This window comes from Mesorhizobium sp. M1295, assembly GCF_040318135.1.
GTDB lineage: Bacteria > Pseudomonadota > Alphaproteobacteria > Rhizobiales > Rhizobiaceae > Mesorhizobium.
In genome coordinates this window covers 40618-66172 of sequence record NZ_JAMYLU010000016.1, presented here as the reverse complement: position 1 = coordinate 66172, position 25555 = coordinate 40618, and the positions used below count along the sequence as shown (strand labels likewise).

Below are 25555 nucleotides of genomic sequence, written 5' to 3'. Positions count from 1 at the left end.
TTCTGGACCGGCCATCTTCGCCCGACATTTCGCGGCCTAAGACTTCGGGGCTCGAGATTTCTGGCGGCGGCATGACGCGCAGACAGGCGTGGGGTCTTTTCTGGCTCCTCGCAGCTGCCGTCATTGCATGGCTGGTCTTTGCCGTCTGGCCGGACTGGTTGAACGCCATCCTGATTTCCAAGAAGGCATTCGTCAGCGCCATCCTCAACGGCATCACCCTGGCTGGCCTTTATTTCCTGGTCGCCAGCGGCTTTACCCTGATCTTCGGCCTGATGCGCAACGTCAACCTGGCGCATGGCTCGCTCTATCTGCTTGGCGCCTATATCGGCTATGAGGTGGCGAACCGCACCGGCTACTGGCTGCTGGGTGTCGCCGCGGGCTTCATCGTTCTGGCCCTTGTCGGCGTCGTCATGCAGATCTTCGTCTTCCGGCGACTGGAAGGCGACGACCTTCGCCAGACCCTGGTCAGCATCGGTATCTCGATCGTCGCCGCCGACCTGATGCTGGCGGTCTGGGCCGGCGGCACCTATCAGATCCCGGTGCCGGAATGGCTCGACGGTGCACTGACCTTACCGGTGGTCACGGCCGTGCGGTCTAACGGCGTCTCGGTGTTTCTCACCTACCCGCTTTATCGCGTCGTCGTGCTGGCGGCTGCGATCGTTATCGGCATCGGCCTTTGGCTGATGCTGCACAAGACGCGCGTCGGCATGATGGTCCGCGCCGGCGTCGACGACCGCGCCATGCTGTCGGCCTCGGGCGTCAACGTACACGCGGTCTTTGCTATCGTCTTTGCCGTCGGCGCCGGGCTTGCCGGCTTTGCCGGCGTCGTCGGCGGCTCGGCATTGTCGGTTGCGCCCGGCGAGGACGTCCGCTATCTCCTGGCCTCGCTCGTCGTCGTCATCGTCGGCGGCATGGGTTCGATTACCGGTGCTGCAATCGGCGCGCTGCTGATCGGCCTCGCCGAACAGATCGGCCTCGTCTATTTCCCGACCTACGGCATCGTGCTCACCTTCGTCATCATGGTGGTAGTGCTGTCGGTGCGGCCGCAAGGCATCATGGGGAAAGCGCGATGAGCCTGACCGTCGCCGTAGGCGCCGCGCCTCGACAGAACTGGCTGGAGAAGCTCGGCGCCGGTCACATCATCCTTGCCGTAGCATTGGTTCTCTACCCGCTGGTGGCATCCGATTTCTTCCTGACGCAGATCGGCGGTTATTCGCTGATCTTCGGCATGCTCGCACTGTCGCTGATGATGCTGGCCGGCTATGGCGGCATGGTCAGCCTTGCCCAGATCACTGTCGCCGGCATCGCCGCCTATGCCATCGCCATCCTCGGCGAGAACAATTCGAACGTGCTCGGCCTCGGCTGGCCGTGGTGGATCGCAGCACCCTTCGCCATTCTGGCAGCTGCGGTGGCATCGGCGCTGATCGGCTGGATCTCGGTGCGCACCGAAGGCATCTATACCATCATGATCACGTTGGCGATCGCCACCGCGACCTTCTATTTCGCCCAGCAAAACTACGCGATCTTCAACGGCCATTCCGGCTATGCCGGCATTCGCGCGCCGGTGTTCTGGGGCGTCAACTGGCGCGACCCGAAGGCCTTCTATTATCTCTGCCTGGGTTCGGCGGTGCTGTCCTACGCGGGGATACTCTACGGCGCCCGCTCGACCTTCGGCATGACCGTGCAGGCAATCCGCGACAATCCGCGTCGCATGCGCGCGCTCGGCTATCACGTCACCGCACACAAGGTCTTCGCATGGTTCCTGGCTGGAATCATTGCCGGTGTCGCAGGCGTGCTTTTGGTCTGGTTCAATGGGCGCGTTTCACCCGGCACGATCGGCGTCGATGCAGCCATCGACGTGCTGATCATCGCCGTCATCGGCGGTTTGCGCCACCCGATCGGGCCTTTTCTCGGCGCGCTCGTCGTTGTCCTGATGCAGACCTTTGCCATCGACCTTGTCGGAGCCGAGCGTTTCAACACGCTGATCGGGCTGGTGTTCCTGGTGATCGTCTTCATCTCGCCGGATGGAATTCTTGGGTTGTGGGGGAGGATCAGACCGCAGCTAGCTCAGGAGTCCTTGCGTTCCGGTCCGTGACGCCGGAGCGGAATGAACTGCATCAATCAATCAAAGGGAGGAAAAAATGAGAATATATCGACGCACACTGCTTGCGCTGGCGCTTGCCACCGGGCTGACAGCTCCGTCTCTGGCGCTAGCCGCCGACGACACGATCAAGATCGGCCTGCTCGCCACTTTCGAGGGACCGTTCACGGTGCTCGGCGAAGACGGCGAGCGTGGCGCGAAGACGGCGCTCGACGAGGTCAGCGGCATGGTTGCCGGCAAGAAGATCGAAATCGTCAAAGGCTCGTCCGACGCTTCACCTGATAGCGCCGTGCGCGCTGCGCGCAAGCTGGTCGAGCAGGATGGTGTCAAGGTGTTGGTCGGCCCGCTTTCGGGCGATGAGGGCCTCGCCGTCAAGGACTATGCCAAGACCCAGCCGACCGTGACCTTCATCAATGGCACCTCGGCGGCGCAGGACACGACGCTGCGCAACCCGGCGGAAAATTTCTTCCGCTTCTCGACCGACGGCGCGCAGTGGATGGCCGGTCTCGGCACTTATGCCTTCAACGACAAAGGCTACAAGCGGGTCGCTACGGTCGCCGAGGACTATTCTTTCCCGTATACGCAGGTCTTCGGCTTCATGGCCGAGTTCTGCAAGGCAGGCGGCAAGGTGCCGTCCAAATCCTGGGTGCCGATCGGCAACAAGGATTTTTCGTCGGTTATCGCGGCCATTCCCGATGACGTCGATGCAATCTACGTCGCGCTTGGCGGCGCCGACGCCGTGAACTTCCTGACCCAGTATCAGCAGGGCGGCGGCGCGGCCCCCTTGATTGGTGGCTCGATCACCGTCGACCAGACGGTGCTGACCTCGAAGGGCAAGCTGCGCGACGTGCTGGTCGGCACGCCTTCCGCCGGACCAACCGCCGACACCAACGACGCGCCTAGTTGGAAAACTTTCGTCGAAGCCTACAAGAAGCAGCCAGGTGCCTTTCCCTCGCCGTCGCTCTTCGCCCACGGCTATTACGTCAACATGAAGGCGACATTGCTCGGTCTCGAACAGGTCGGCGGCGATGTCTCCGATGGCGGCGCCAAACTGCGTGACGCACTCTCGAAACTGTCTTTCGACACGCCGACCGGCAAGGTGTCACTGGACAAGAACCGCAACGCGATTGCCGACATCTACCTGACCGAGGTGACCGAGGGGCCGGACGGCAATCTTTTGAACAAGCTCGTCAAAGTCGTGTCGCAGGTCAACCAGACGCTGGGCATTCCCGAAGACGAGTTCACCAAGCTTGGGGCTGTCAGCCGCGACAATCCGAGCTGCCCGTAACCGCGTGGCTTGCGAGTATATCCGCCCGTGACCGAAACTCTTGCCGCGAACCGTCTCCAAGGCTCCGGCGCCTTTGCGCTGGAACTCGATGGCGTTGCGCGGCATTTCGGCGCTTTGGTGGCGCTCTCCGGCATTGATATGAGGATCGCGGCTGGCGAGCGGCGCGCGGTTCTCGGCTCTAACGGCGCCGGCAAGACCACGCTGTTCAATGCAGTGACCGGCGATTTCCTGCCGACGGCTGGCCGCATCCGCTTCTTCGGTGAGGACATCACCGACTTGCCGCCGCATGAACGCATCCGGCGGGGCTTGCGGCGGACCTACCAGATCTCGCAGCTGTTCAAAGGCTTGTCGGTTCTCGACTCGATCTTTCTCGCTTGCCGCGGCGTCTCACGCCGACGGTTCTCGCTGCTCCGCCCAAAGGCCACCGACGTCAACATGGTGCAGGCGGAATCGATCCTCAATGCCGTGCATCTCGAGGCCTATCGCGACCTGCTGGTGGCGACACTCAGCCATGGCCAGCAGCGGCAGTTGGAGATCGCGCTGGCGCTGGCCGGCGCGCCACGCTTCATCCTGTTCGACGAGCCGGCGGCCGGCCTGTCGCCGACCGAGCGCCGCGACTTGGTGGCGATCCTCAATGCGCTGCCCAAACATATCGGCTATATTATCATCGAGCACGATCTGGATGTCGCGCTGCGCGTTTCGGAATATGTGTCGATGATGCACAACGGCCGTCTGTTCAAGGAAGGCACGCCGCAAGAGATCGAGGCCGACCCGGAGGTCCAGGAGATCTATCTCGGGGGCAAGCATGGCTGAGCGCCCCGTTCCCCTCGGCCGAACGCTCCCTTCTGGCCCAGCCTCTTCCGGCAAAATAGGCAAGGCGATCCTCAAAATAGAGGATCTGCAGGTCTATTACGGCGAAAGCCATGCCCTTCAGGGCGTCTCGCTGGCGCTGGAAAGCGGCGTGCTGTCGGTGGTCGGCCGCAACGGCATGGGCAAGTCGACGCTCTGCAACACCATCGTCGGCCTGAAGCGCGCGCGCTCCGGCTCGATCCGCGTCGACGGCCGCGAGATCACTGCGCTCGAACCGCACGAGATCCATCGCCTCGGCGTCGGTTATGTGCCGCAAGGGCGGCGCGTCTGGCCAAGCCTGAGCGTTGATGAGCATCTCCGTCTCGCTGCCGGCAATCGGCGCGATGCGAGTTGGACCGTCGAACGCATCTACCAGACATTTCCGCGCCTCGCCGAGCGCCGCACCAATGGCGGCTCGCAGCTCTCCGGCGGCGAACAGCAGATGCTGGCGATCTCGCGTGCCCTGCTCAGCGACCCGAAGCTGCTGGTCATGGACGAGCCGACCGAAGGCCTTGCGCCGATCATTGTCGACCAGGTTGAGCGGATGCTGGTCACCTTGGCCGAGGAAGGTGAGATGGCGATCCTCGTCATCGAGCAGAATATCGGCGTGGCGACCGCGGTTTCCAACCAGGTCGCCATCATGGTCAACGGCCGCATCAATCGGCTGATGGACGCGGCAGCGCTCGCGGCAGACCGGGAATTGCAGCAACGGCTGCTTGGTGTCGGACGCCATGCCGACGAGACGTCCGTCACGCCGGCAGCCGCGGCACAGGCGAAGGACCAGTTGGCTGAAGTCTACCGCATCGACCGGACGGCTACCGGTTCCGAACCGATGACCCAGACTGGAACCTACCTTCCGGTCACCGAACTGCCCAACCGCTGGAACGTGCCGGTCACGGCCATGCGGCAAGCGGCTATCGAGAGGGCCGCGCCACAGGACGATTTGAAGAAGGTCTTTGCAATTCCTTTCGCCGAACGCATTGGAAGAACAGTGCTCGTCGCCGGCACTTTCGATACCAAGGGCAAGGAATTGCGGTTCGTCGCCGACCGGCTGAAGTCCCTCGGCATTCCGGTTCGCACCGTCGACCTCTCCACCTCCGGAAAACCGTCGAGCGCCGACGTTCCTGCCATGCAGGTAGCCGGAATGCATATGCGGGGATCGGCGGCCGTTTTCACCAATGATCGCGGCGGCTCGGTGAGCGCTATGGCGGAAGCCTTCGCGCGCTGGATCGAGCGCGAGCCGCGCACTGGCGGCGTCATCTCGGCCGGCGGCTCCGGCGGCACCACGCTGGCAACAGCAGGCATGCGCGTGCTGCCCGTCGGCATCCCTAAACTGATGGTGTCGACCGTGGCAGCCGGCGACGTCGCCAAATATGTCGGCGGTGCCGATATCATGATGTTCCATTCGGTCGCCGACGTTCAGGGGTTGAATTCGATCACCGAACAGGTGCTGTCGAACGCCGCGCATGCGATGGCGGGCATGGTCGCGCAGCTGCCCAATGCCGAAGCCTGGGAGGCCAGGCGCAAGCTGGCGCGCCCCGCAGTCGGCATCACCATGTTCGGCGTAACAACGCCAGCAGTGCAGGCGGTGACCAGACTGCTCGAGGCCGACTACGACTGTCTCGTTTTCCACGCCACCGGCATCGGCGGGCGGGCAATGGAGAAGCTCGGCGATTCGCGGCTGCTCTCGGCCTTCCTCGACCTGACCACGACGGAAGTGGCCGACATGATCGTCGGCGGTGTTTTTCCGGCGACTGAAGACCGCTTTGGCGCCGCAATCCGCACCGGCTTGCCCTATGTCGGCTCGACCGGCGCGCTTGACATGGTCAATTTCGGCCCGCGCGACAGCGTGCCGGAGAAATTTCGAAGCCGCAAATTCGTCATCCATAATCCGAACGTCACGCTGATGCGGACAACCCGCGACGAGAACCGCGCCTTTGGCGAATGGATCGGTGCGCGGCTCAATGCCATGAATGGCCCGGTGCGGTTCCTGTTGCCGGAGGGCGGTGTCTCGACGCTCGATGCACCAGGCCAGCCGTTTCACGATCCGGAGGCCGACCACGCCCTGTTCGAGGCGATCGAGAAGACCGTTCGCCAGACGCCGCAGCGCCATCTCGAGCGTGTGGGTGCGAACATCAATGACGCGCTCTTCGTCGATGCGGCGGTCAATGCGTTCCGCGCGATCACGCCGAAACTGCAGAGGCGAGCATAATGGCTTCGAGCACGCGCAATTGTAAAATCGGTGCCGGTAGCCTGTGGCTGACCGCATTCTATTTGGGAGGGTAGAAAAGATGGCCGCGCAGACCTTGGGCGCTTTCCTTTTGTGGCTAATCATTGCCGCGATCGTCGTGGTGATCGCCGTCTACATACTGCGATGGCTTTATCGCCGGTCGACCAAGGAGACGGCATTCGTGCGCACCGGCTTCATGGGCGAGAAGGTGGTGGTGAACGGCGGCGCTTTCGTCATTCCGGTGCTGCACGAGATCACGCCGGTCAACATGAACGTCCTGCGCATCGAAGTGCGCCGCGAGGATGCCTTTGCGCTGATCACCAAGAACCGCATGCGCGTTGATCTGGTCGCAGAGTTCTTCGTCCGTGTCGGCGCCGGCCGCGATCTGGTCGCCGCCGCAGCCCAGACGCTCGGGCGCCGCACGCTGCAGCCCGACAGCCTGCGCGAATTGCTGGAGGGCAAGTTCGCCGGTGCCATGCGCACCGTTGCCGCCCAGATGACGCTGGAAGAGATGCACGAGCTGCGCGGCGACTATGCGGCCAGGGTCCGGCAGCTTGCCTCGGAATCGCTCGCCGCCAACGGGCTGGAGCTGGAAAGCGTCGCCATCGTCGACCTCGACCAGACCAGCCTCGAATATTTCGATCCGTCCAATGCCTTCGACGCCGAAGGCCTCACCCAACTGACGGAATCGATCGAGACGCGCCGCAGGATGCGCAACGAGATCGAGCAGCGCACGCTGGTCGACATCCGCAACCAGAACCTCGACACCCAGCGCAAGGTGTTGGAGATCGACCGCGACACCGAATACGCCCGCCTCGAGCAGGAGCGCGAGGTCGAGATACGTCGCGCCTCGCAGCGCTCCGAACTCGCCAGGGAGCGGGCGATCCGCGACCAGGAGGCCGAGCAGGCGCAACTGTCGGCGCGCGAGGCCGTCGAGAAATCGCGCCTCAACCAAGAGCGCAACATTACCGAGGAGCGCATCAAGAGCGAGGAAGACACGCAGCGCCGCGAGATTGCGCGCCGCCGTGCCCTCGATGAGACGGAAATGAAAATGCGCGAACTGACCGAGCGCGAGCAGATCGCGCTAGAGCTCGCCCTGGAAAAGGCCAGGATCGAACGCGAAGGCACGCAGAGCGAGCTCGAGATCGAGCGCAGGAAAGCCCTCGAAATCGCCGAGCTCGAACGCCAGATCGCGCTGGCGGAAAAGGCATTGGAGGTTACCAGGGCCGAGGCAGAAAAGCGCCGCGCCGAAATTGTCGAGAACCAGGCGACCGAAACAGCGCGGATCGGGCAGGAGCGTGCCATCGACGAGGTCAGGATTGCACGCGAGCGTCACCTCGAGGCGCTGCAAGTCGCCAAGCGCCAGGCTTTCGAGGAAGCCGAAATATCGGCCGGCGAAGAGGTCGAGCGCGCCCGCATCACCACCGAGCGCGGCATCGAGGAGGCGCGGCTGATCAAGGACCGCGACATCCGCCAGCTCGGCGTCGAGCGCGACCAGAAGATCGAGATCGCCGAAATCCAGAAGGCCATCGACATCGCCAAAAAGACGCAGGAGCGTTCCTCCGCTATCGCGGCATCCGAGGCGGTGCGCGCCAAGGCCATCCAGGCTGAGGAGCAGGCCTTCACAGCGCGCGAGCGCGAGATCGCCGAGCGCCGCAAGCTGACCGACTTGATCGGTGCGGCTCGTGAGGCCGAGCGCGAGGCCTTGCGCATAACCGCGGCCGCAGATGCCGAGATGAAGGCGGCCAAGAGCCTGGCCGAAGCGCAGAAGATCGCCGCTGTTGCCGCGGCCGAGGCGGAGAAGATCCACGCCCTTGCCGCGGCCCAGCGCTACGAGGTTGATGCCGCCGGCCATCGTCAGCTCAACGAGGCCGACAATCTGCTCTCCAACGAGGCTCGTGCCGGTCGCCTGCGCGGCAAGTTGCTCGACCACATGGAAGGCATCATCCGCGAAAGCGTCAAGCCGATGGAGAAAATCGACGGCATCAAGATCCTGCACGTCGACGGCATCAATGGCGGGCAGGGCGGCAACCGCAACGTCACCGACGAGGTGATCGATTCGGCGCTGCGCTACCGGGTCCAGGCGCCGATGATCGATAATCTGATGAAGGAGATCGGCATTGAGGGCGGCTCGCTCGGCCGCATGACCGACGTACTGCGCGATGCCAAGGACATATCGAGCCTGACCCGCGACAAGAAAGGCAAAGGCAAGGTCAGCAAGGACGACGATGACGACCGCGACCGCTGACCAGGTCCGGTGGGCGGTGTGCTGTGCGAATGAGTGGCGATGCCTCGGCACCGGCCGCTCGTTGGATACCGGCGGTGGGGCATGACCAAGGTCTATGTGTCCTCGGTCATCCCTGCGCCGGCTGCGGAAGTCTGGAAGATCGTGCGCAACTTCAACGGCCTTCCCGCCTGGGCGCCATTCGTTGCGGAGAGCCGCGTCGAACAGAACGCACCGGCCGACCAGATCGGCTGCATCCGCAACTTTGTGCTCAGGGATGGCGGGCGGATTCGCGAAAGATTGCTGGCACTGTCCGACTACGATCTGTCCTGCAGTTACGCTATCCTGGAAAGCCCGATGGCGGTGGAGAATTATATCGCCACACTGTCGCTGACGCCGATCACCGACGGCAATCTCACTCTGGCCGAATGGCAGGCGGAGTTCGACTGTGCGCCTGAGCGCGAAGCAGCACTTATGCATCAGATCGGCACCGGCGTCTTCCAGGCGGCGTTGAGCGCACTCAAGCAGCGCTTCGGGCGCTGACATTCCCGCGATGGTTCAAGTCCGCCAGAGCACCATCATCGATGCGCCTATCGATGATGTCTGGTCGATTCTGCGCGATTTCAACGGCCATGAACGCTGGCACCCGGCGATCTCGTTCAGCGAAATCGAAGGTGGCGACCCGGTCGACGCGGTCGGTTCGGTTCGTCATTTCCGCCTGGCCGATGGCGGCGAGTTGCGCGAACAGCTGCTGGCGCTGTCCGACAAGGACTTTCGGCTCGCCTATTGCCTGCTCGAAGCGCCGCTGCCGCTGATGGGTTATGTCGCATCGATCCAGCTGAAGCCGGTGACCGACGGCAACGCGACCTTCTGGGAATGGCGTTCCGAATTCCATCCACCTACGCACCGCCGCGAGGAACTGGTCAAGCTCGTCTCCGAAGGCATCTATCAGGCCGGCTTCGCGGCTATTCGCAGCCTTTTGCGAGGAAGGGTTCAGCCTGCCCAGGCAAGAGCGCCAACGCCGGCACCTCCGTCAGCCCCGCCGCTGATCCCTTCGCCGGTCTCTTCCGCAACAACATCGTTCGGCCAGTCAGCAACAACCAGGGCTATTGTGGTCGAGCGCTATGGCGGTCCGGAGGTGCTGCAACTGAAGGAGATCGGCTTGCCGCCGCCGGCGCCGAACGAGGTGCGGATCCGCCATACTGTGATCGGCGTCAACTTCATCGACGTCTATTGCCGCACCGGCTATTTCGACCTTTTGCAACCACCGGGCGTGCCTGGCATGGAGGCGGCCGGCGTCGTCGAAGCGGTCGGTTCGGAGATTGCCGGTTTCTCGGTCGGCGACCGCATCGCCTATGCCTGCCCGCCGGTCGGCGCTTATACCGAGCGGCGCAACATGGTGCCCGATCTGCTGGTTCGCCTGTCCGACGATATTCCCGACGAGATTGCGGCCGCGGGGCTGCTCAAGGGCATCAGTGCGAGTTTTTTGCTGCATGATATCCATGCGGTGCAGCCGGGCTCCGTCGTTCTCGTCCATGCCGGCGCCGGCGGCATCGGCCAGCTTCTGGTGCAATGGGCACGCCATCTCGGCGCAACGGTCATTGCAACGGTATCGAGCGACGACAAGGCGCGCATCGTCGAACGCCTCGGTGCCCATCATGTCATCGTCTACTCGCGTGAGAATTTCACTGAGGCCGTCATGCGGCTGACGGGAGGCGTCGGCGCCGATGTGGTCTACGATGCGGTCGGCCAGGATACGTTCGGCGGCTCGCTGGCGGCGCTCCGCATTCGCGGTCACCTCGTCAGTTTCGGTCAGGCGTCAGGGCCGATCGGCAATTGGGACATCGGCCGCTTTGCATCGAAGTCGATCACCGTATCGCGTCCCAACTATGCGCATTACACCGACACGCCGGAAAAACTAGCCCCGCACGTCGAGCGTTTCTTTGCCGCGCTGCGACAGCGCGTCGTCAGGATCGAACCGCCCAAGCGCTATAACCTATCCGACGCCGGCGATGCTCACCGCGACCTTGAGGCCAGGCGGACAATAGGCGCATTGGTGCTGGTGCCATAGCCGACACTCGTCGAAACAGATGTTGACAATGTCATCTGTTGTTGCGAAGCGTTCAGCCTCGAATTTGACGGCCGGGTGGGACAATGGACGACCTTGGAGCACAGGAACAAGCGGTTCTCGACCTCATTGCGGCGAACCCATTCGCCGGCCAGCAGGACATAGCAACGGCGCTCGGCATCGCCCGCTCGACGGTCGCGGCCCACATCGTGCAACTCGTCAACAAGGGCTATATTCTCGGCCGTGGTTACGTCTTGCCGACGTCCAAGCGCATGGTCTGCGTCGGCGGCGCGGTGCTCGACCGCAAATACCACGCCAAGAAGGATCTGATTTTCGAGACGTCGAACCCGGTCGACGGTTATCGCAGCTTCGGAGGGGTCGCCCGCAACGTCGCCGAAAACCTTGCCCGCCTCGGCGTCGACATAAGCTTCGTCTCGATCGTCGGCGACGATGAAACCGGCCGCTCGCTGGTGCGGCACCTGCGCGATCTTGGCGCCGATGTCAGCCAGGTCATCACCACCACGGAACGGCCGACGGCGGAATATGCCGCCATCCTCGACCGCAACAATGATCTGGTGCTCGGCATTGCCGACATGGAGATCTTCGATCTGTTTTCGTCGTCCTATCTCGACCGCTTCTGGCCGCATCTGGCTTCGGCGACATGGGTGTTCATCGACTGCAATCTGCCGGCTTCGACCATCGCAGCACTGATCTCGCGCAAGCAGGGCGCGCGCTTCAAGCTCGCCGTCGACACAGTCTCGTCGCCGAAATCAGCGCGCCTGCCTAAGGACCTGACCGGCATCGACCTTCTGTTCACCAACCATGACGAGGCCAATACGATGCTCGGCATGACGGATGCCGACAAGCGGCTAACGCCGAAGGAAGCAGCAGCAGCGCTGCGCGCGGCCGGCGCCAGCACGGTGATCGTAACCGCAGGCGCGCATGGATTTGCCGTTGCGACCGAGAGCGGTGTTACGACGATGCGCTCCGTCCCGGCGCAGGCCGTCGACATCACCGGCGCCGGTGACGCGATGATCGCTGGCACTTTGTACAAGGTGCTTTCGGATGATCCGGTAGCTCATGCCGTCCGCACCGGCGCACTGCTCGCCACGCTGACCACGGAGAGCGAATCCAGCGTCCACCCCGATCTATCGCCGCGCTTCCTTGCCGCCGGCATGTACCGCATTCCTGCCTGAAAGCGAGATGATGAAACCTTCCCTTGTCCACCTGAACGATGAAGTCGCTACCGCGCTTGATGAAGGCCGCGCGGTGGTGGCACTGGAATCGACGATCATCACCCACGGCATGCCCTATCCGGCCAATCTGGAGACGGCCCGCGACGTCGAAACCGTGGTACGCGAGAACGGCGCCGTGCCCGCCACGATCGCAGTGGTCGCCGGCAAGATCAAGGTTGGCCTCGACGACCGTGAACTGGAAGAGTTGGCAGCGGCAAAGGGCGTGGTCAAGGCTTCCGGGCGCGATCTCGCCGCCATCATGGTGCACGGCGGCTCGGCCGGAACCACCGTCTCGGCGACGATGCGGATCGCGGCACTCGCCGGCATCGGCATTTTTGCGACCGGCGGCGTCGGCGGCGTGCATCGCGGCGCCGAAGCGACTTTCGACATCTCGGCCGACCTGGCCGAACTCGGCCAAACCGGCACGACTGTCGTCTGCGCCGGAGTCAAGTCGATCCTCGATATTGCGAAGACGCTGGAATATCTGGAAACCCAGCGTGTGCCGGTGATCGCCTATGGGAGTGATGATTTTCCGGCTTTCTACACCCGCTCCAGCGGGCTCAAGGCCGATCATCGCCTCGATACCCCCGACGAGATCGCGCGAGCCATGCTGCTGCATGACGAGATGGAATCCGGCACCGGCATTCTCGTCGCCAACCCTATCCCCGAAGCGGACGCGCTCGATCCGGCATTCATCGACGGCACGATCGCAGCGGCGGTAGCCGAAGCGGAGCAGCGCGGCATCGGGCGCAAGGAACTGACGCCGTTTCTGCTCGCCCGCATCAACGAGCTTTCGCAAGGCCGCAGCCTGAAGGCCAACATCGCGCTGGTCCGCAACAACGCCGCGCTCGCCGCCCGCATCGCGGTGGTGCATGCGAAATTGAAGGGCGTGACCAGATAGAGGCAGCACCCGGCCAGCGCTACCGGCCTTCGATTTCAGCCCGTCGCAAGGTCGAAGATGCGCCCGGCATTGAGGATGTTGTTCGGGTCGAAGGCTGCTTTCAGGCGCCGCATGGCCGCAATCTCTGCATCGCTGCGCACCAGATGCAGCCACTCCTTCTTGTCAAGGCCAATGCCATGTTCGGCCGAAACGCCGCCGCCGGCGGCGGCCACACCGCGGTAGACGGTGCCGTATGCGGCTGCCGGATCCACCGTGCGGATCTGGTAATGCAGATTGCCATCGCCGAGATGGCCGAAGACGTAGATGTCGGCGCCGGGGTCGACGGCCTTGATGGCTGCTTCTGTTTCGTCCAGGAAAGTCGCCATTCTCGCCAGTGGGATGCTGATATCGACGCCAATCAGGCCTGCCATCGAAAACAGGAAACGGTTGGCCTCCTCCCGCACCGCCCAGAGCGCCCGGAATTCGCGCGGCGATTGCGAGACGACCACGTCGTCGATCACGCCCTCCTCGACCGCCTGCATCAGCGTCGCGGCAAAGCGTTCGCCGTCGCGGTCGGGCTCGCTGCCCTGTATCTCGGCAAGCACATAGACGGGCGAGCCCGCGGGCAGCGGCGCCGGCGCGTCCATGCCGGCGATCATGGCGCCATAGAGCGGGGCGAAATTCACCTCATAGGCCGAGAGCGAGGGCCCGAGTTTCTGCCTGAGCAGCGCCAGCAGCGCGATTGCAGCGTCGAGCGAAGCAAGCGCGCAGAAGGCGTTGATCTCGGTGGCCGGCTTCGGGTGCAGCCGCAGGCATGCGCGGGTGACCACGCCGAGCGTGCCCTCACTGCCGATGAACAATTGGCTGAGGTCATAGCCGGAATTGTCCTTCGCCAAACCCTTGAGCGAGGTCAGGATGCCGCCGTCGGCAAGCACCGCTTCCAGGCCAAGCACCTGCGCCCGGTACATGCCGTAGCGCAGCACGCGGATGCCGCCGGCATTGGTGGCGACATTACCGCCGACGGTCGCCGCGCCGCGCGCTCCGATGTCGACGCCGAACAGTAAGCCGGCCGCATCGGCGGCTTCCTGCACCGTTTGCAGCGGCGCGCCGGCCTCGGCGATGATGGTTGCCGCTTCACGGTCGAGGGCTTCAACGGAAGTCATACACTCCAGCGACAGCACCGCTTCGCCGGGTTGGACGCGAGCGCCGCCGGCGAGCCCGGTCCGGCCACCCTGGATGACAAGCCTCTGTCCGGCCTCGTTGCACAGGCGAAGTATGTCCGACACCTCGCCGGCCGTACGTGGACGCAGCACGAACTCCGGCGATACGCCGGCTTTGCCGTCGGGGTCTTCCCTGTAACGCGGCCCGGCCTCATCGGCCGAAACGATCGCCGACCGGTCCAGCCGCTTCTTCAGCCGCGACAGGAGTTCGCCGGTCAGTGGGGACAGAGCGCTCACGGATGGTGTCGTCATGCGCCGCTCCTGTAACAGGCAGGACGATAGACACGGACTGCTGTTTGTCAAACCCACGCGGGACTGCCAGTCGTGGCCGGCCTTCAGCCTCGACCCTTCAAAAACTCGATCACCATTGCCGCGGTCCAGGTGAAACGGTTACCGCCGAGCGGCTCGCCGCTGAGGGGATCGTAATATTCGGCAAAGCCGCTCTCGGCGATCAGGTCGAGACTGGACTGGGTGATCCGTTGTGCGATTTGGCTGTGGCCGGCGGCGGCAAGGCCATTAGCGATCATGTAGTTGACCACCAGCCAGACCGGGCCGCGCCAGTAGCGCTTGGCGTCGAAGCGCGCATCGCCAGGATCGTGCGAGGGGACGATGTAACGCGCTTTGCCGGCGATGCGCTCGATCGTTGCGGCGATGGCCGCTGCCCGGCTTTCCGGAATAGCCGAAAACACCGGCAGAATGCCGCCGACCGACGCGCTGTCAACGTGCTTTCCGGCCACTCGGTCGAAACAAATGTACTGGCTATGTGTGTCGCTCCACAGCCGTTCCATCGTCGAAAGCCCGTTTTCGGCACGGGCGCGGTTGGCTTTTGCGATTTCGGTTTCGCCAAGTGCCTCGGCGAGATCGGCAAGATCGGCGGCGGAACGGATCAGAATGGCATTGAAGCCGGGATCGACGACCTGGAACGGCGAGGCATCGTGCAGCCTGGCATTATCCCAGCCAAGCCCGCGGAAATGCTGCAGCAGCCAGATATAGCGGTCATACTGTGCCTTGGTTGGACGATGCGCCGGATCGGCGTGCAGGATGTCGCGGCGGGTGTAGGGCTCGACGCCTTCGGTCGGCACGTGCTCAAACGCCTCGTCCCAGTCGATCGAGTTGTCGCGACCGGACTCCCATGGGTGGATTATGGCGACCAGCCCTTCGCCGTTCGGGTCGCGGTTTTCGTAGAACCAGCGGTGCCAGGCATCGATTTTCGGCAGCAACACCCGGGCACGCTCGGCCGCCAGCGTCTTGTCCTTGGCCTGGTCAAACAAGCGGCGCACGGCAAAGCCGGCGACCGCCGGCTGGGTGATGCCCGAGGTGGCGGTCGGGCGGTCCGTCCGCCAGACCTCCGGTCCCGGGAAATAGCCGTCGCTCCAGACATGGAAGACGATGTGCGGTACCATGCCGTCCGGCCACTGGTGGGCGAACAGCGTGTCGATCTCGGTCCAGGCTCGAGCCTCATCGTAGTGGGCAAGACCGAGCGCGGTCAGGCAGGAATCCCAGTTCCACTGGAACGGGTAGAGGCCCTTGGTCGGTATGGTGTAGGTGCCTTGGTCGTTTTCCCTGAGCACCTCTACGGCGCGGGCGATGGTTTCGTCGACAGCAAGAGATATCATGGGGCGGTCGTACTTTCAGGATCGAAGGGCGTTTGGATCAAAGCGCGTTGGTGGTTTCGGGGTCGAACCAGCGGATGCGGTCGGGTTTGGGCAAGAGCCGCAGGTGATCGCCGACGGCGACCGTGGCATTCGATTCGAGGATGGCGCGGAACAGGCCGCCCTCGACATCGCAGGTGACCAGCGTGTGCGGTCCGAGCGGCTCGACAACGCGCACGGTGGCGTGCAGCCCTTCGGTGCCGGTGTCGACATCCTCGGGGCGAATGGCGAATTCTATCGTCTGCTTGTCCGATTTGGGGCCGGGCAGCGTCAGCCCGGCGACGGTCCAGCTGCCGTCTGCCGCCTTCGTCGCCAGGATGAAATTCATCGGCGGGTTGCCGATGAAGGAGCCGACGAAGCGTGCGGCCGGATTGCGATAGACCTCTACCGGCGAGGCGGCCTGGACGATATGGCCCTGATGCATGACGGCGATGCGGTCGGCGAGGCTCATCGCCTCGACCTGATCGTGAGTGACATAGATGGTGGTGGTCTTGGACGCGGCGAGCACGCCCTTGAGCTCGGCGCGCATTTCGAGCCGCAGCAGCGCATCGAGGTTCGACAGCGGCTCGTCCATCAGGATCACGTCCGGCTCCATCGCAAGTGCCCGAGCGACTGCCACGCGCTGGCGCTGGCCGCCGGAAAGCTGGCCCGAATAGCGCTTCAAAAGCTGCTCGATGTGCATGAGCTCCGCGGTGCGGTTGACGCGCCCCTCGACCTCCTGCTGCGGCAGCTTCTTCATGCGCAGGCCGAAGGCGATGTTCTCGAACACGGTCAGGTGCGGAAACACGGCGTAATTCTGGAACACCATGGCGATGCCGCGTTCGCGCGGCGGCAGATGGTCGACGCGACGGCCGCCGATCCAGACCTCGCCCTGGCTTGGCGTTTCCAGCCCGGCGACCATCCTCAGCAGCGTGGTCTTGCCGCAACCCGAGGCGCCAAGCAGCACCATGAATTCCTGGTCGGCGATGGTCAGGTCGATCGAATGCAGCGCGGTGAAGCCACCGAAACGTTTTGCGACCTGCTTGATGGCGATCTCAGCCATCGGCGTTCTCTTTTGTGCGCGTCATCGGTTGGCGATCCCCCACATGGCGAACAGATATTTGCGAACGGCGAAGATGAAGATCAGCGCCGGGATGACCAGTGCCGCGCCACCGGCGAATTTGAGGTAGAGCGGCGATTCGCCGAGGCTCTGCAGCAGGAAGGCGGTCAGCGTCCGGTTCTCGATGGTGAGCACGGCGGCGGCAAACACTTCGTTCCAGGAGATGGTGAAGGCAAATACCGCCGACGCCGCGATGCCCGGCAGCGCCAGCGGTAGAATGATTTTTCGGAATGCCTGCAATCTCGTGCAGCCGAGCGTCCAGGCCGCTTCCTCCAGCTCGACTGGAATGCCGGAGAAGAGCGAGAACGTGATCAGCACCGCGAATGGCAGCGCCAGCGTGGTGTGGACCAGCGCCAGCCCGATCGCGGTGTCGTCGAGGCCGGTGCGGATGAACATCACCGCCAGCGGTAGCGCCAGCAGCGGCAGTGGGAAGGCGCGGGTCATCAGCACGAGGAAACGGAACGTTTCCTTGCCCGGGAATTCGAAGCGCGACAGCGCGTAGCCCGCGGGTGCGCCGAAGCCGATCGAGAGGAGCATCGTCAGCGTGGCGACGAGAACGGAGTTCCACAGCGCCCTGGCGACGCCGGCGAAATTGATGAAGAAAGAAAGGCTGCCGAAATCGAATGACGGGAAGAAGCGCTTGGGAAAGGCGGTCACCTCTTCCGGCGACGACAGCGCGTTGACGATCAACAGATAGATCGGCAGCAGCACCCAGATGCAAAGCAGGATGACGGTGGCGACCAGCAACCAGTTGCCGGCTTTGCGGGCCTCAGGCGCGGCGATCGACAGCTCCACCGTGCTCATATCCGCGCCTCCTTCGGCACACGCAGCACCCGCAGGAAGAACAGCGTGAAACCGATCGATATGGCGAGGATGAACAGCGCCATGGCGGCGGCGACATTGCGGTCCTGCAGCGTGAACTGCCAATTGTAGGTCTCGCCCATCAGCACCGGCAGATTGGTGCCGCCGAGTGCTGCAACCACCGCAAAGACCTCAAAGGCAAGGATGACGCGCAGGATGATCGCCGTCTGCAGGCTGGGGCGCAGCAGAGGCAGCGTGATCTTGATGAAGCGCTTCCACGGACTAGCGCCAAAAACCTCCGCCGCCTCGTAATATTCCCGGGGGATGAGCCCCATGCCGGCGACCAGAATGACCATCATGATGGCGGTCGCACGCCAGATCTCGGCCAGCGCCACGGCGATGAAGATCGTCAGCTTGCTCTGGTAGCCGAGGAACATGACCGGCCTGTCGATGACGCCGAGATTGGAGAGCAAGGTGTTGAGGAAGCCGGACTGGTCGAAGATGGCGAGCCAGATCAGCCCAGCGGCGAGATCGGAGATGCCGAGCGGAATAGCGAAGATATAAAGCGCGGCGCTGCGCCCGGCCGCAAGTCGCGACACCATCGTTGCCATCAGCAGCGCCATGACCAGCTGGATGGGCACGACGACGGCGCTGAGAAGCAGCGTGTTGCGAACCGTGACCGGAAATTTCCAGCTGCTGGTCATGGTGCGGAAATTGTCGAGCGTAAAGCCGCCGTCGCGGGTGAACGCCTCGAAGGCGACCAGCGCAAACGGATAGAGGAAGAAGACGCAAAGGAACAGCGTCGCCGGCGTCAGCAGCAGATAGGGCAGGGCCTTGCCGTGCATGGAGCTCTCTCTATTCGAAGCTTCAAAAGGGGTGGGCGCCCGGCGCGCTGGAAATCCGGACGCCCGGGGAGGATTCTTAATCGACGGGACAGGCGCCTTGCGATGGTTTGTCGGGCGCCCAGCACGGCGCTTTCGCCTGGTCGATGATCGCCTTCAGCGCCGTCGCCTGTTCGTCGAGCACGCCGTGCACATCCTCGCCGCCGAGCACGATGCGCTCGAAGCTGTCGGTGTAGATCTGATTGAACTTGCCGCCGAGGCCGCCAAGTCCCATCGGCAGCAGCGCCGGCAGCGCATCCGGGGCTCCGGTCATGGTGGCGATCACTGGGCTGAAGGCCTTCACCGAGGCCGGCATGTCGTCGGGCAGCTTGACGTCGACGATGGGGAAGAAGTTTGTCGCCTTGAGCGTCGCGATCTGGGTTTCCGGTTTCAGCATATAGGCGACCAGTGCCTTGGCCTTGTCCATGTCGGGCGAGGTCTTCGGGATAGCGACGCCGGCGACCACCGGCATGTAGCCGCGGCCTGCCGGGCCGGCCGGCGCCGGGAAGGCGACGAAGTCATCGGGTTTCTGGTTGAAGGCGTCGGCGAGGCGCGCCACGTGATCGAATGCCACCCAGACTTCGCCGGTCAACAGCGGCTCCTGCATGAAGGCATAGTTGGTCGAATTCGGGTTGGTGTATTGCCACAATTCCTTGAACTTGTTCCACGCCGTCTCGGCCTCCGCCGAGCGGAACTTGGTCACCATCGAGCCGGTATACGATGGAAGGAGAAAACCCTCGAAGAAACGGTGCTTCAGCCCTTTCGGGCCGGCCGGAAAACCGAATTTGGGCGAACCGGTCTTTTCAGCGATGTTTTTCGCCCACTCGATCAGTTGGTCATAAGTGATGGTGTTGAGATCGGTGCCGGCCGGCAGATATTGCAGCGCCTGCTTGCTGGCCGCCATCAGAAAGGTGGCCTGCATCCATGGCAGGTACTTCTGCTCGCCGGTGCCGAGCATGCCGAGCTTCTTGTAGGTCTCGTTGACCTTGACGCCACCGAGATCGACGCCAGAGAGATCGACAAGGTCCGCGCCGACGGTGGAGAAGTCTCCGTGCAGGCCGCCGAGCACGCCTATGGTGCCGGAGCCGGCCTGCAGTTCGGCCTGAAGGCGGGTGAGCCAAGGCCCGTCCTCGGCGACCTGATAGTCGACCTGGCCATCAAACCCCTTCAGCACCTCGCCGCGCATTTTTTGCGTCTCTTCCACAGGTCGCGCCTGTGTCGACCAGAACAACACCTGCTGGGCTTGCGCTGCACCGGCAGCGAGCGACAGCGCCAGCACGGCGCCGGCCAATATCCGCAAAGCATTCATCGTCATCTTCCTCCCTGGGTTGCGCCGCGAAGCGGGCGTCAGTTCTGTCTTGTGGGTGCCGGGCCATGGCTTGCCCGCGAGACAAGTGTCGGCCGGACCAGCCGCGTCAGTGGCGCGTCCGGCCTGTTGCCGATGACGGTCAGCAGCATCTCGCCGATCTCGCGCGCGCACTGGCGGATCGAGGCGTCGAAAGTGGTTAGCCCCGGCGGCGCATAGGCTGAGGCGGCTATGTTGTCGAAGCCGATCACCGAAAGGTCGCGAGGAATGGCAAGGCCGGCTCGGGCAGCCTCTTCCATCACCGTCAGCGCCAGCTCGTCGAACAGCGCGACAATGGCCGTCGGCCGCTCGGTGGCGTGCAGCAGCCGGTTGATTGCCTGGATGCGGGCACCGCGATCGAACCGCGGTGCCGTCGCCACATCGAGCCTGACCGACGGATCGCCTCGGCGGGCGATCGCGGCAGCGAGCCCATCCTGCCTGAGATGGCGAAACGTCATCGGCTCGGAAATCGTCACCAGGCCGAAATGGCGGTGTCCGAGATCGTAGAGCATGTCGAAGGCCTCGCCGAATGCGTGCGCGCCATCGGTATCGAGCCAATGATAGGCAAAGTCACCGTCGAGCAGCCGGCCATGCGCGACGAACGGAAAATTGCGTTGACGCAGGTAGGCAAGCCGCTCGTCGACCTCGGCGATGCGGGTGACGACGACCCCATCGGCGCGTCCGGATTCGACAACATGGCGAAGCACGGAAAGTTCCGACTGGCCCTGCGCCGCTGCGGCCAGGATCAGGTCGGAGCCGTGCGAAACCAACCCTTCGCCGAGCCCGGTGACGAATTCGCCGAGGAAGGAATCGACCAGATTGGGGCCACGGATCGGCAGCACCATGCCGACAAAACCGCTGCGGCCGGAGACTAGCGTGCGGGCTGCCGTGTTCGGCACATAGCCGGCCTGGCGCGCGGCCTCGGTGACACGTTGGCGCGTTTTCAATGCGATCTGCTCGTGGCCGGCAAGGGCGCGCGAAACGGTGGTGATCGACAGGCCGAGCTGTGCGGCTAGTTCCTTGAGGGTGGTAACGCGGCCCGGCATCGTTCCTCTCGAACGAAGTTTGAAACGTTTGTAATCAGTCCAAGCGAAATTGCAAACGTTTTAAATGCGCGCGATCGGTGTTGCTTCTTGCCCGTTGGTTCGCGCGGCCCTGTTCGGCCCCGGGCCGGCAAGCTTCCGGACGGAGATTTAAACGCAGCGGTTGCTTGACTCGGACGGCGCCTTGTGAAAAATTTTACAGCAACTGATAAAAATATCAAAGGGCGGAAATGGTTGGTTTTGGCAACGGCCTGCTGCGCGACGATGAGACCGGGATGGCAGCCCGCGCTGCCTGGCTTCACTATGCCGGCGGCCTGACCCAGTCGGAAGTCGCCAAGCGGCTCGGCCTGACCAGCCTCAAGGCGCACCGCCTCATCACCAAGGCCAATCAGGAGGGCCTGGTCAAAGTCTATATCGATGGCGAAGTCTCAGAATGCGTGGAACTCGAGGACGAGTTATCCGGCCGTTACGGCCTCGACTATTGCGAGGTGGTCCCGGACTTCGATGCCGAAGACCTGCCGCTCAAGGCGCTCGGCATTGCCGGCGCGCAGTTTCTCAAGCGCGAGATCGAACGCGGCGAGGAGGCGCTGATAGGCGTCGGCCACGGCCGCACGCTTGCCGCCTGCGTCGAATATCTGCCGCGCATATCGGCCGGCAGGATCCGTTTCGTTTCGCTGCTTGGCGGCCTGACGCGCAAGTTCTCCGCCAATCCGCATGACGTCATCCACCGCGTCGCCGAACGGACCGGCGCGGAGGCCTATGTGATGCCGGTGCCGATGTTCGCCAACACGGTCGAGGATCGAACGGTGCTGCTCGGGCAGAAGGGCGTCAGCGATGTCTTCGACCTCGCCAAGACCGCCGACTTGCTCATTGCCGGCATTGGCACCGCCGAGCGTGAGGCCTCGCTTGTCGCCACCGGCATGATCGAAAAGGGCGAGATGGAGGAGATCCGCCGCAACGGCGGCGTCGGCGAACTGCTCGGCCATTTCTTCGACGATGCCGGAAAGGCCGTCGCGACGACGCTTTCCGACCGGGCGCTGGCACTGGCGCGCGAAGACATCAGCAACCGCAGGATTGTCGCCGTCGCCGGCGGCAAGGTGAAGGTTCGCGCCATCAAGTCAGTGCTGGAGGGCCGCTATCTCAAAGGCCTGATAACCGACGAGCGGACGGCGCGATCGCTCGTGGAACAGACGCCGGTCGGGTAGCCGGCAACCATTTCGTTGAAACTACCCTGTGGAGGAGAAGAGAAATGCATGAGAAAGAGAAAGACCTCATCGACGCGTTCCTGCGTGGACAAGTCGGCCGCCGTGGGCTGATCAAGGGCCTCGGTGCAATGGGCCTTGCCGCCAGCACCGCCGGTACACTGCTCAATTTCGGGCAGACCCGCGCCCTGGCAGCTGATTTCGACTGGCAGGCGCATAAGGGCAAGACCATCAAGCTGCTGCTCAACAAGCATCCGTACGCCGATGCGATGATTGCCAACCTCGACAACTTCAAGAAGCTGACCGGCATGGAAGTCGTCTATGACGTGTTCCCCGAAGACGTCTATTTCGACAAGGTTACCGCCGCGCTGTCGGCCAGCTCGCCCGAATACGATGCCTTCATGACCGGCGCCTACATGACCTGGACCTACGGCCCGGCCGGCTGGATCACCGATCTCAACGAATGGATCAAGGATCCGGCCAAGACCAACCCGAAATATGCCTGGGACGACTTCCTGCCCGGCGTCAAGAATTCTTGCGCCTGGAACGGCCAGCCGGGCGGCGCGCTCGGTTCGGAAGACGCCAAGCAATGGTGCATTCCGTGGGGCTTCGAGCAGAACAACATCACCTACAACAAGGGCATGTTCGACAAGGTCGGCGTCAGCGTTCCCGGCAATATGGATGAAATGGTCGCTACGGCGGCGAAGCTTACCAAGGATGTTGGTGGCGGCGTCTACGGCATCGGCGTGCGCGGCTCGCGCTCCTGGGCAACGATCCACCCGGGCTTCCTGTCGGCTTACGCTAATTTCGACCAGAAGGACCTGAACGTCTCGGCTGACGGCAAGCTGTCGGCCGCGATGAGCACCGCCGAATCCAAGGCTTTCCACAAGCAGTGGGTGCAGATGATCCAGGAGAGCGGCCCCAAGGACTGGTCGACCTACACCTGGTATCAGGTCGGCACCGATCTCGGTGCAGGTGCGTCGGCGATGATTTTCGACGCCGATATCCTCGGCTATTTCATGAATGGCGGCGACAACAAGATGGCCGGCAAGCTCGCCTTTTCGGCGTTCAAGGCCAACCCGGCCGCCAAGGCGCCGACGCCCAATATCTGGATCTGGTCGCTGTCGATGTCCAACTTCTCGAAGGACAAGGACGCCACTTGGTACTTCATGCAATGGGCATCCGGACCCGAGCATGCATTGTTCGGTGCGACCAAGATGGACTTCGTCAATCCGGTTCGTCAGTCGGTCTGGAACGACGAGATGTTCCGCGAGAAGCTGAACAAGAGCTATCCGGGCTACGTCGAGATGTTCGACGTCTCGGCGCCGGGCGCCAGCATCAAGTTCACACCGCAGCCGCTGTTCTTCGATCTCACCACCGAATGGGCGGCGACGCTGCAGAAGATGGTGGCCAAGGAAGTGCCGGTCGACGAAGGCCTCGACAAGTTGGCCGAGAGCATCAACAGCCAGCTCAAGGAAGCCGGGCTCGGCTAAAGCCGCGGCCAAGGCTGGCCCGTCCGCGGGTCAGCCTTTGAGATGTGATACGTTTGCGACGCGGTGCCGAGCGGTACCGCCTGCTCGCCCGACCGGCCGCCTTGCTCCCTTGGGCGGCCGGGACGGCGAAGCAACAGAATGACGGAGCAGCAGATGACTGCGGCGACAATACAAAGAAACAGGCCGTCGGGCTTCAGGATCAGCAAGCGGGTGCTGCCCTATCTCCTTAGCTTGCCGGCCTTGCTGGTCTGCATCGGCATCCTGATCCCGTTCTTCACATCGGTGGTCTATTCTTTCCAGCGCTACCGATTGAGCCAGCCTTGGGCGCGGCAATTCAACTGGGGCGACAACTATATCTCGTTCTTCACCGACCCGAAGTTCTGGAACACGCTGCAGGTGTCGCTGCTCTACGCCGGCATCACCGTCGTGCTCGAGTTGCTTCTCGGTCTCGGCATCGCCATGCTGCTGCAAAAGCGCTCGACGCTGAACAACTTCATCTCGATCATGCTGTTGATGCCGCTGATGACGGCGCCAGCGCTCGCCGCGCTGATGTGGAAGCTGATGACCAATCCCGGCTTTGGCGTGCTCAGCTATCTCGCCAGCCTGATCGGGCTGCAGGATTTCCGCTGGGCCTCGTCGCCCTCGACGGCACTGCTCACCGTCGTGCTTGTCGACATCTGGGTCTACACGCCCTTCATCATGATCCTGCTGCTTGCCGGTCTGCGCAGCCTGCCGACGCAGCCCTTCGAGGCGGCAGCACTTGACGGCGTGCCGCGCAGCTTCGTGTTCTTCCGCATCACCCTGCCGATGCTAACCCCCTATATCCTGACGGCGACATTGTTCCGCCTGCTCGATTCCATCCAGCAGTTCGACATCATCTACGCCATGACCCAGGGTGGTCCGGGCGACACGCTGACCGTGTTCCAGGTCGAGGCCTATCTCAACTTCTTCCAGTCGACCAATGTCGGCCGCTCGGCGGCGCTGATGATCATCCTGTGGGCGATCACCTATTTCCTCTCGAACATCTTCATCAAGAACTGGCTGCGGCTGCGCGAACGCGCCCGCGGCCAGGCATAGGAGGCTGGCATGGAACATACCTCCCTTCTCGAACGCATCCTGCGCGGCATAGCCCTGGCGCTGGTCGTGATCTTCTTCATGTTCCCGATCGTCTGGATCCTGATGATGTCATTCCAGACCAACGAGACAATCCTGCGGATTCCGCCACAGCTTGTCTTCGAGCCGACGCTCGCCAACTACACCGCCTTGATCACCGGCAAGCTGATGACGGCGGCCGGCACGCTCGACATCGCCTTCATGCGTAATCTCTGGAATTCCGTCTTCCTGTCGGTCACCTCGGTTGCCGTCGCGTTGCTGCTCGGCGTGCCGGCCGCCTATGCGTTTGCGCGGCATAAGTTTCGCGGCTCGGAGGACATTGCCTTCACGCTGCTGTCGTTCCGTTTCGCGCCGGCGCTGCTGGTGCTTTTGCCGCTCACCCTCTATTTCCAGAAGCTCGGGCTGGCCAATACCTATATCGGGCTGATCTGGGTCTACCAGCTGATCTGCCTGCCGCTGATCCTGTGGATCGTGCGCGGCTATTTCGAGGATATACCGGCCGACATCGAATACGCCTACCGCATTGCCGGACATTCCTGGTTTGCTACCTTCCGCAAGATCGCGCTGCCGCTCGCCGGCCCAGGCATTGCCGCTGCCGGCCTGCTCGCCTTTATCTTTGCCTGGAACAATTTCGTTTTTGCGCTGGTGCTCGCCTCGGCCGACAAGCAGCCGGTGACGGTCGGCGCGCTCGCCTTCATCACGTCCTCCGGCATCCAGTATGGCCAGATTTCGGCGGCGATCGTGCTGTCGATCACGCCGACCCTGGCGCTCGCTCTCTATGCGCAACGCTATCTGGTCGAAGGCCTGTCGCTTGGCGCGGTGAAAGGATAG

General features: G+C 63.3%; 21 protein-coding genes. 14 read left to right on the top strand and 7 right to left on the bottom strand.

Annotation, left to right across the window (positions count from 1 at the left end; translation table 11 throughout):
* Window positions 1-71 precede the first annotated feature (71 nt).
* The 10 genes from NKH29_RS21455 (at window position 72) to NKH29_RS21410 (ending at window position 12896) form a co-directional block, all read left to right on the top strand.
* Window positions 72-1073: a branched-chain amino acid ABC transporter permease gene (locus NKH29_RS21455; RefSeq protein WP_023716705.1), complete on the top strand. Its 1002-nt coding sequence runs from the start codon at window positions 72-74 to the stop codon at window positions 1071-1073.
* On the top strand, window positions 1070-2095 hold the full coding sequence (locus tag NKH29_RS21450) for a branched-chain amino acid ABC transporter permease (protein WP_352638996.1): 1026 nt from the start codon (window positions 1070-1072) through the stop codon (window positions 2093-2095). The genes NKH29_RS21455 and NKH29_RS21450 overlap by 4 nt, the downstream gene beginning before the upstream one ends.
* Window positions 2096-2141: 46 nt before the next feature.
* Window positions 2142-3389 carry an ABC transporter substrate-binding protein gene (locus tag NKH29_RS21445; protein ID WP_352791014.1) on the top strand — a complete coding sequence of 416 codons (1248 nt, stop codon included), beginning with the start codon at window positions 2142-2144 and terminating at the stop codon, window positions 3387-3389.
* Between the two features lie 27 nt (window positions 3390-3416).
* On the top strand, window positions 3417-4202 hold the full coding sequence (locus tag NKH29_RS21440) for an ABC transporter ATP-binding protein (RefSeq protein ID WP_023716708.1): 786 nt from the start codon (window positions 3417-3419) through the stop codon (window positions 4200-4202).
* Window positions 4195-6450 carry an ABC transporter permease gene (locus NKH29_RS21435; protein ID WP_353000535.1) on the top strand — a complete coding sequence of 752 codons (2256 nt, stop codon included), beginning with the start codon at window positions 4195-4197 and terminating at the stop codon, window positions 6448-6450. The genes NKH29_RS21440 and NKH29_RS21435 overlap by 8 nt, the downstream gene beginning before the upstream one ends.
* Window positions 6451-6529: 79 nt before the next feature.
* Window positions 6530-8716: a flotillin family protein gene (locus NKH29_RS21430; protein ID WP_352493957.1), complete on the top strand. Its 2187-nt coding sequence runs from the start codon at window positions 6530-6532 to the stop codon at window positions 8714-8716.
* Window positions 8717-8797: 81 nt separating this feature from the next.
* The gene (locus NKH29_RS21425; protein WP_352639001.1) at window positions 8798-9235 is read left to right on the top strand and encodes an SRPBCC family protein; all 438 of its coding nucleotides are present in this window, start codon (window positions 8798-8800) and stop codon (window positions 9233-9235) included.
* 10 nt (window positions 9236-9245) lie between these two features.
* Window positions 9246-10763: a zinc-binding dehydrogenase gene (locus tag NKH29_RS21420; RefSeq protein WP_352791008.1), complete on the top strand. Its 1518-nt coding sequence runs from the start codon at window positions 9246-9248 to the stop codon at window positions 10761-10763.
* Between the two features lie 83 nt (window positions 10764-10846).
* A complete protein-coding gene (locus NKH29_RS21415) occupies window positions 10847-11956 on the top strand; it encodes a carbohydrate kinase (protein ID WP_352515636.1) in 1110 nt (369 codons plus the stop codon).
* A 10-nt stretch (window positions 11957-11966) separates the two neighbouring features.
* Window positions 11967-12896, top strand: coding sequence for a pseudouridine-5'-phosphate glycosidase (locus NKH29_RS21410; protein ID WP_352791018.1), 930 nt, complete (start codon window positions 11967-11969; stop codon window positions 12894-12896).
* A gap of 35 nt (window positions 12897-12931) precedes the next feature.
* Here the strand turns inward: NKH29_RS21410 and NKH29_RS21405 are convergent, their stop codons facing one another.
* The 7 genes from NKH29_RS21405 to NKH29_RS21375 all read right to left on the bottom strand — a co-directional run bounded on the left by NKH29_RS21405 (window position 12932) and on the right by NKH29_RS21375 (window position 20919).
* On the bottom strand, window positions 12932-14347 hold the full coding sequence (locus NKH29_RS21405; protein ID WP_352791006.1) for an FAD-binding oxidoreductase: 1416 nt from the start codon (window positions 14345-14347) through the stop codon (window positions 12932-12934).
* An 83-nt stretch (window positions 14348-14430) separates the two neighbouring features.
* Window positions 14431-15711 (bottom strand): amylo-alpha-1,6-glucosidase, encoded by a 1281-nt coding sequence (locus NKH29_RS21400; RefSeq protein ID WP_023716716.1) that lies wholly within the window; start codon window positions 15709-15711, stop codon window positions 14431-14433.
* A gap of 37 nt (window positions 15712-15748) precedes the next feature.
* Window positions 15749-16789 carry an ABC transporter ATP-binding protein gene (locus NKH29_RS21395; protein ID WP_352482714.1) on the bottom strand — a complete coding sequence of 347 codons (1041 nt, stop codon included), beginning with the start codon at window positions 16787-16789 and terminating at the stop codon, window positions 15749-15751.
* Between the two features lie 21 nt (window positions 16790-16810).
* Window positions 16811-17650, bottom strand: coding sequence for a carbohydrate ABC transporter permease (locus NKH29_RS21390; protein WP_352493961.1), 840 nt, complete (start codon window positions 17648-17650; stop codon window positions 16811-16813).
* Window positions 17647-18492: a carbohydrate ABC transporter permease gene (locus NKH29_RS21385; RefSeq protein ID WP_023716719.1), complete on the bottom strand. Its 846-nt coding sequence runs from the start codon at window positions 18490-18492 to the stop codon at window positions 17647-17649. Before NKH29_RS21385 ends, NKH29_RS21390 begins: the two co-directional genes overlap by 4 nt.
* Window positions 18493-18568: 76 nt before the next feature.
* Window positions 18569-19837 (bottom strand): ABC transporter substrate-binding protein, encoded by a 1269-nt coding sequence (locus tag NKH29_RS21380; protein WP_031193325.1) that lies wholly within the window; start codon window positions 19835-19837, stop codon window positions 18569-18571.
* A gap of 38 nt (window positions 19838-19875) precedes the next feature.
* A complete protein-coding gene (locus tag NKH29_RS21375) occupies window positions 19876-20919 on the bottom strand; it encodes a LacI family DNA-binding transcriptional regulator (RefSeq protein WP_023716721.1) in 1044 nt (347 codons plus the stop codon).
* Between the two features lie 227 nt (window positions 20920-21146).
* Here NKH29_RS21375 and NKH29_RS21370 point away from each other — a divergent pair, with 227 nt between their 5' ends.
* The 4 genes from NKH29_RS21370 (at window position 21147) to NKH29_RS21355 (ending at window position 25555) form a co-directional block, all read left to right on the top strand.
* Window positions 21147-22121, top strand: coding sequence for a sugar-binding transcriptional regulator (locus NKH29_RS21370; RefSeq protein WP_023716722.1), 975 nt, complete (start codon window positions 21147-21149; stop codon window positions 22119-22121).
* Between the two features lie 44 nt (window positions 22122-22165).
* Window positions 22166-23611 (top strand): ABC transporter substrate-binding protein, encoded by a 1446-nt coding sequence (locus NKH29_RS21365; protein ID WP_023716723.1) that lies wholly within the window; start codon window positions 22166-22168, stop codon window positions 23609-23611.
* A 153-nt stretch (window positions 23612-23764) separates the two neighbouring features.
* Window positions 23765-24688, top strand: a complete 924-nt coding sequence (locus NKH29_RS21360; RefSeq protein WP_023716724.1) for a carbohydrate ABC transporter permease — start codon at window positions 23765-23767, stop codon at window positions 24686-24688.
* Between the two features lie 9 nt (window positions 24689-24697).
* Window positions 24698-25555 (top strand): carbohydrate ABC transporter permease, encoded by an 858-nt coding sequence (locus tag NKH29_RS21355; RefSeq protein ID WP_023676025.1) that lies wholly within the window; start codon window positions 24698-24700, stop codon window positions 25553-25555.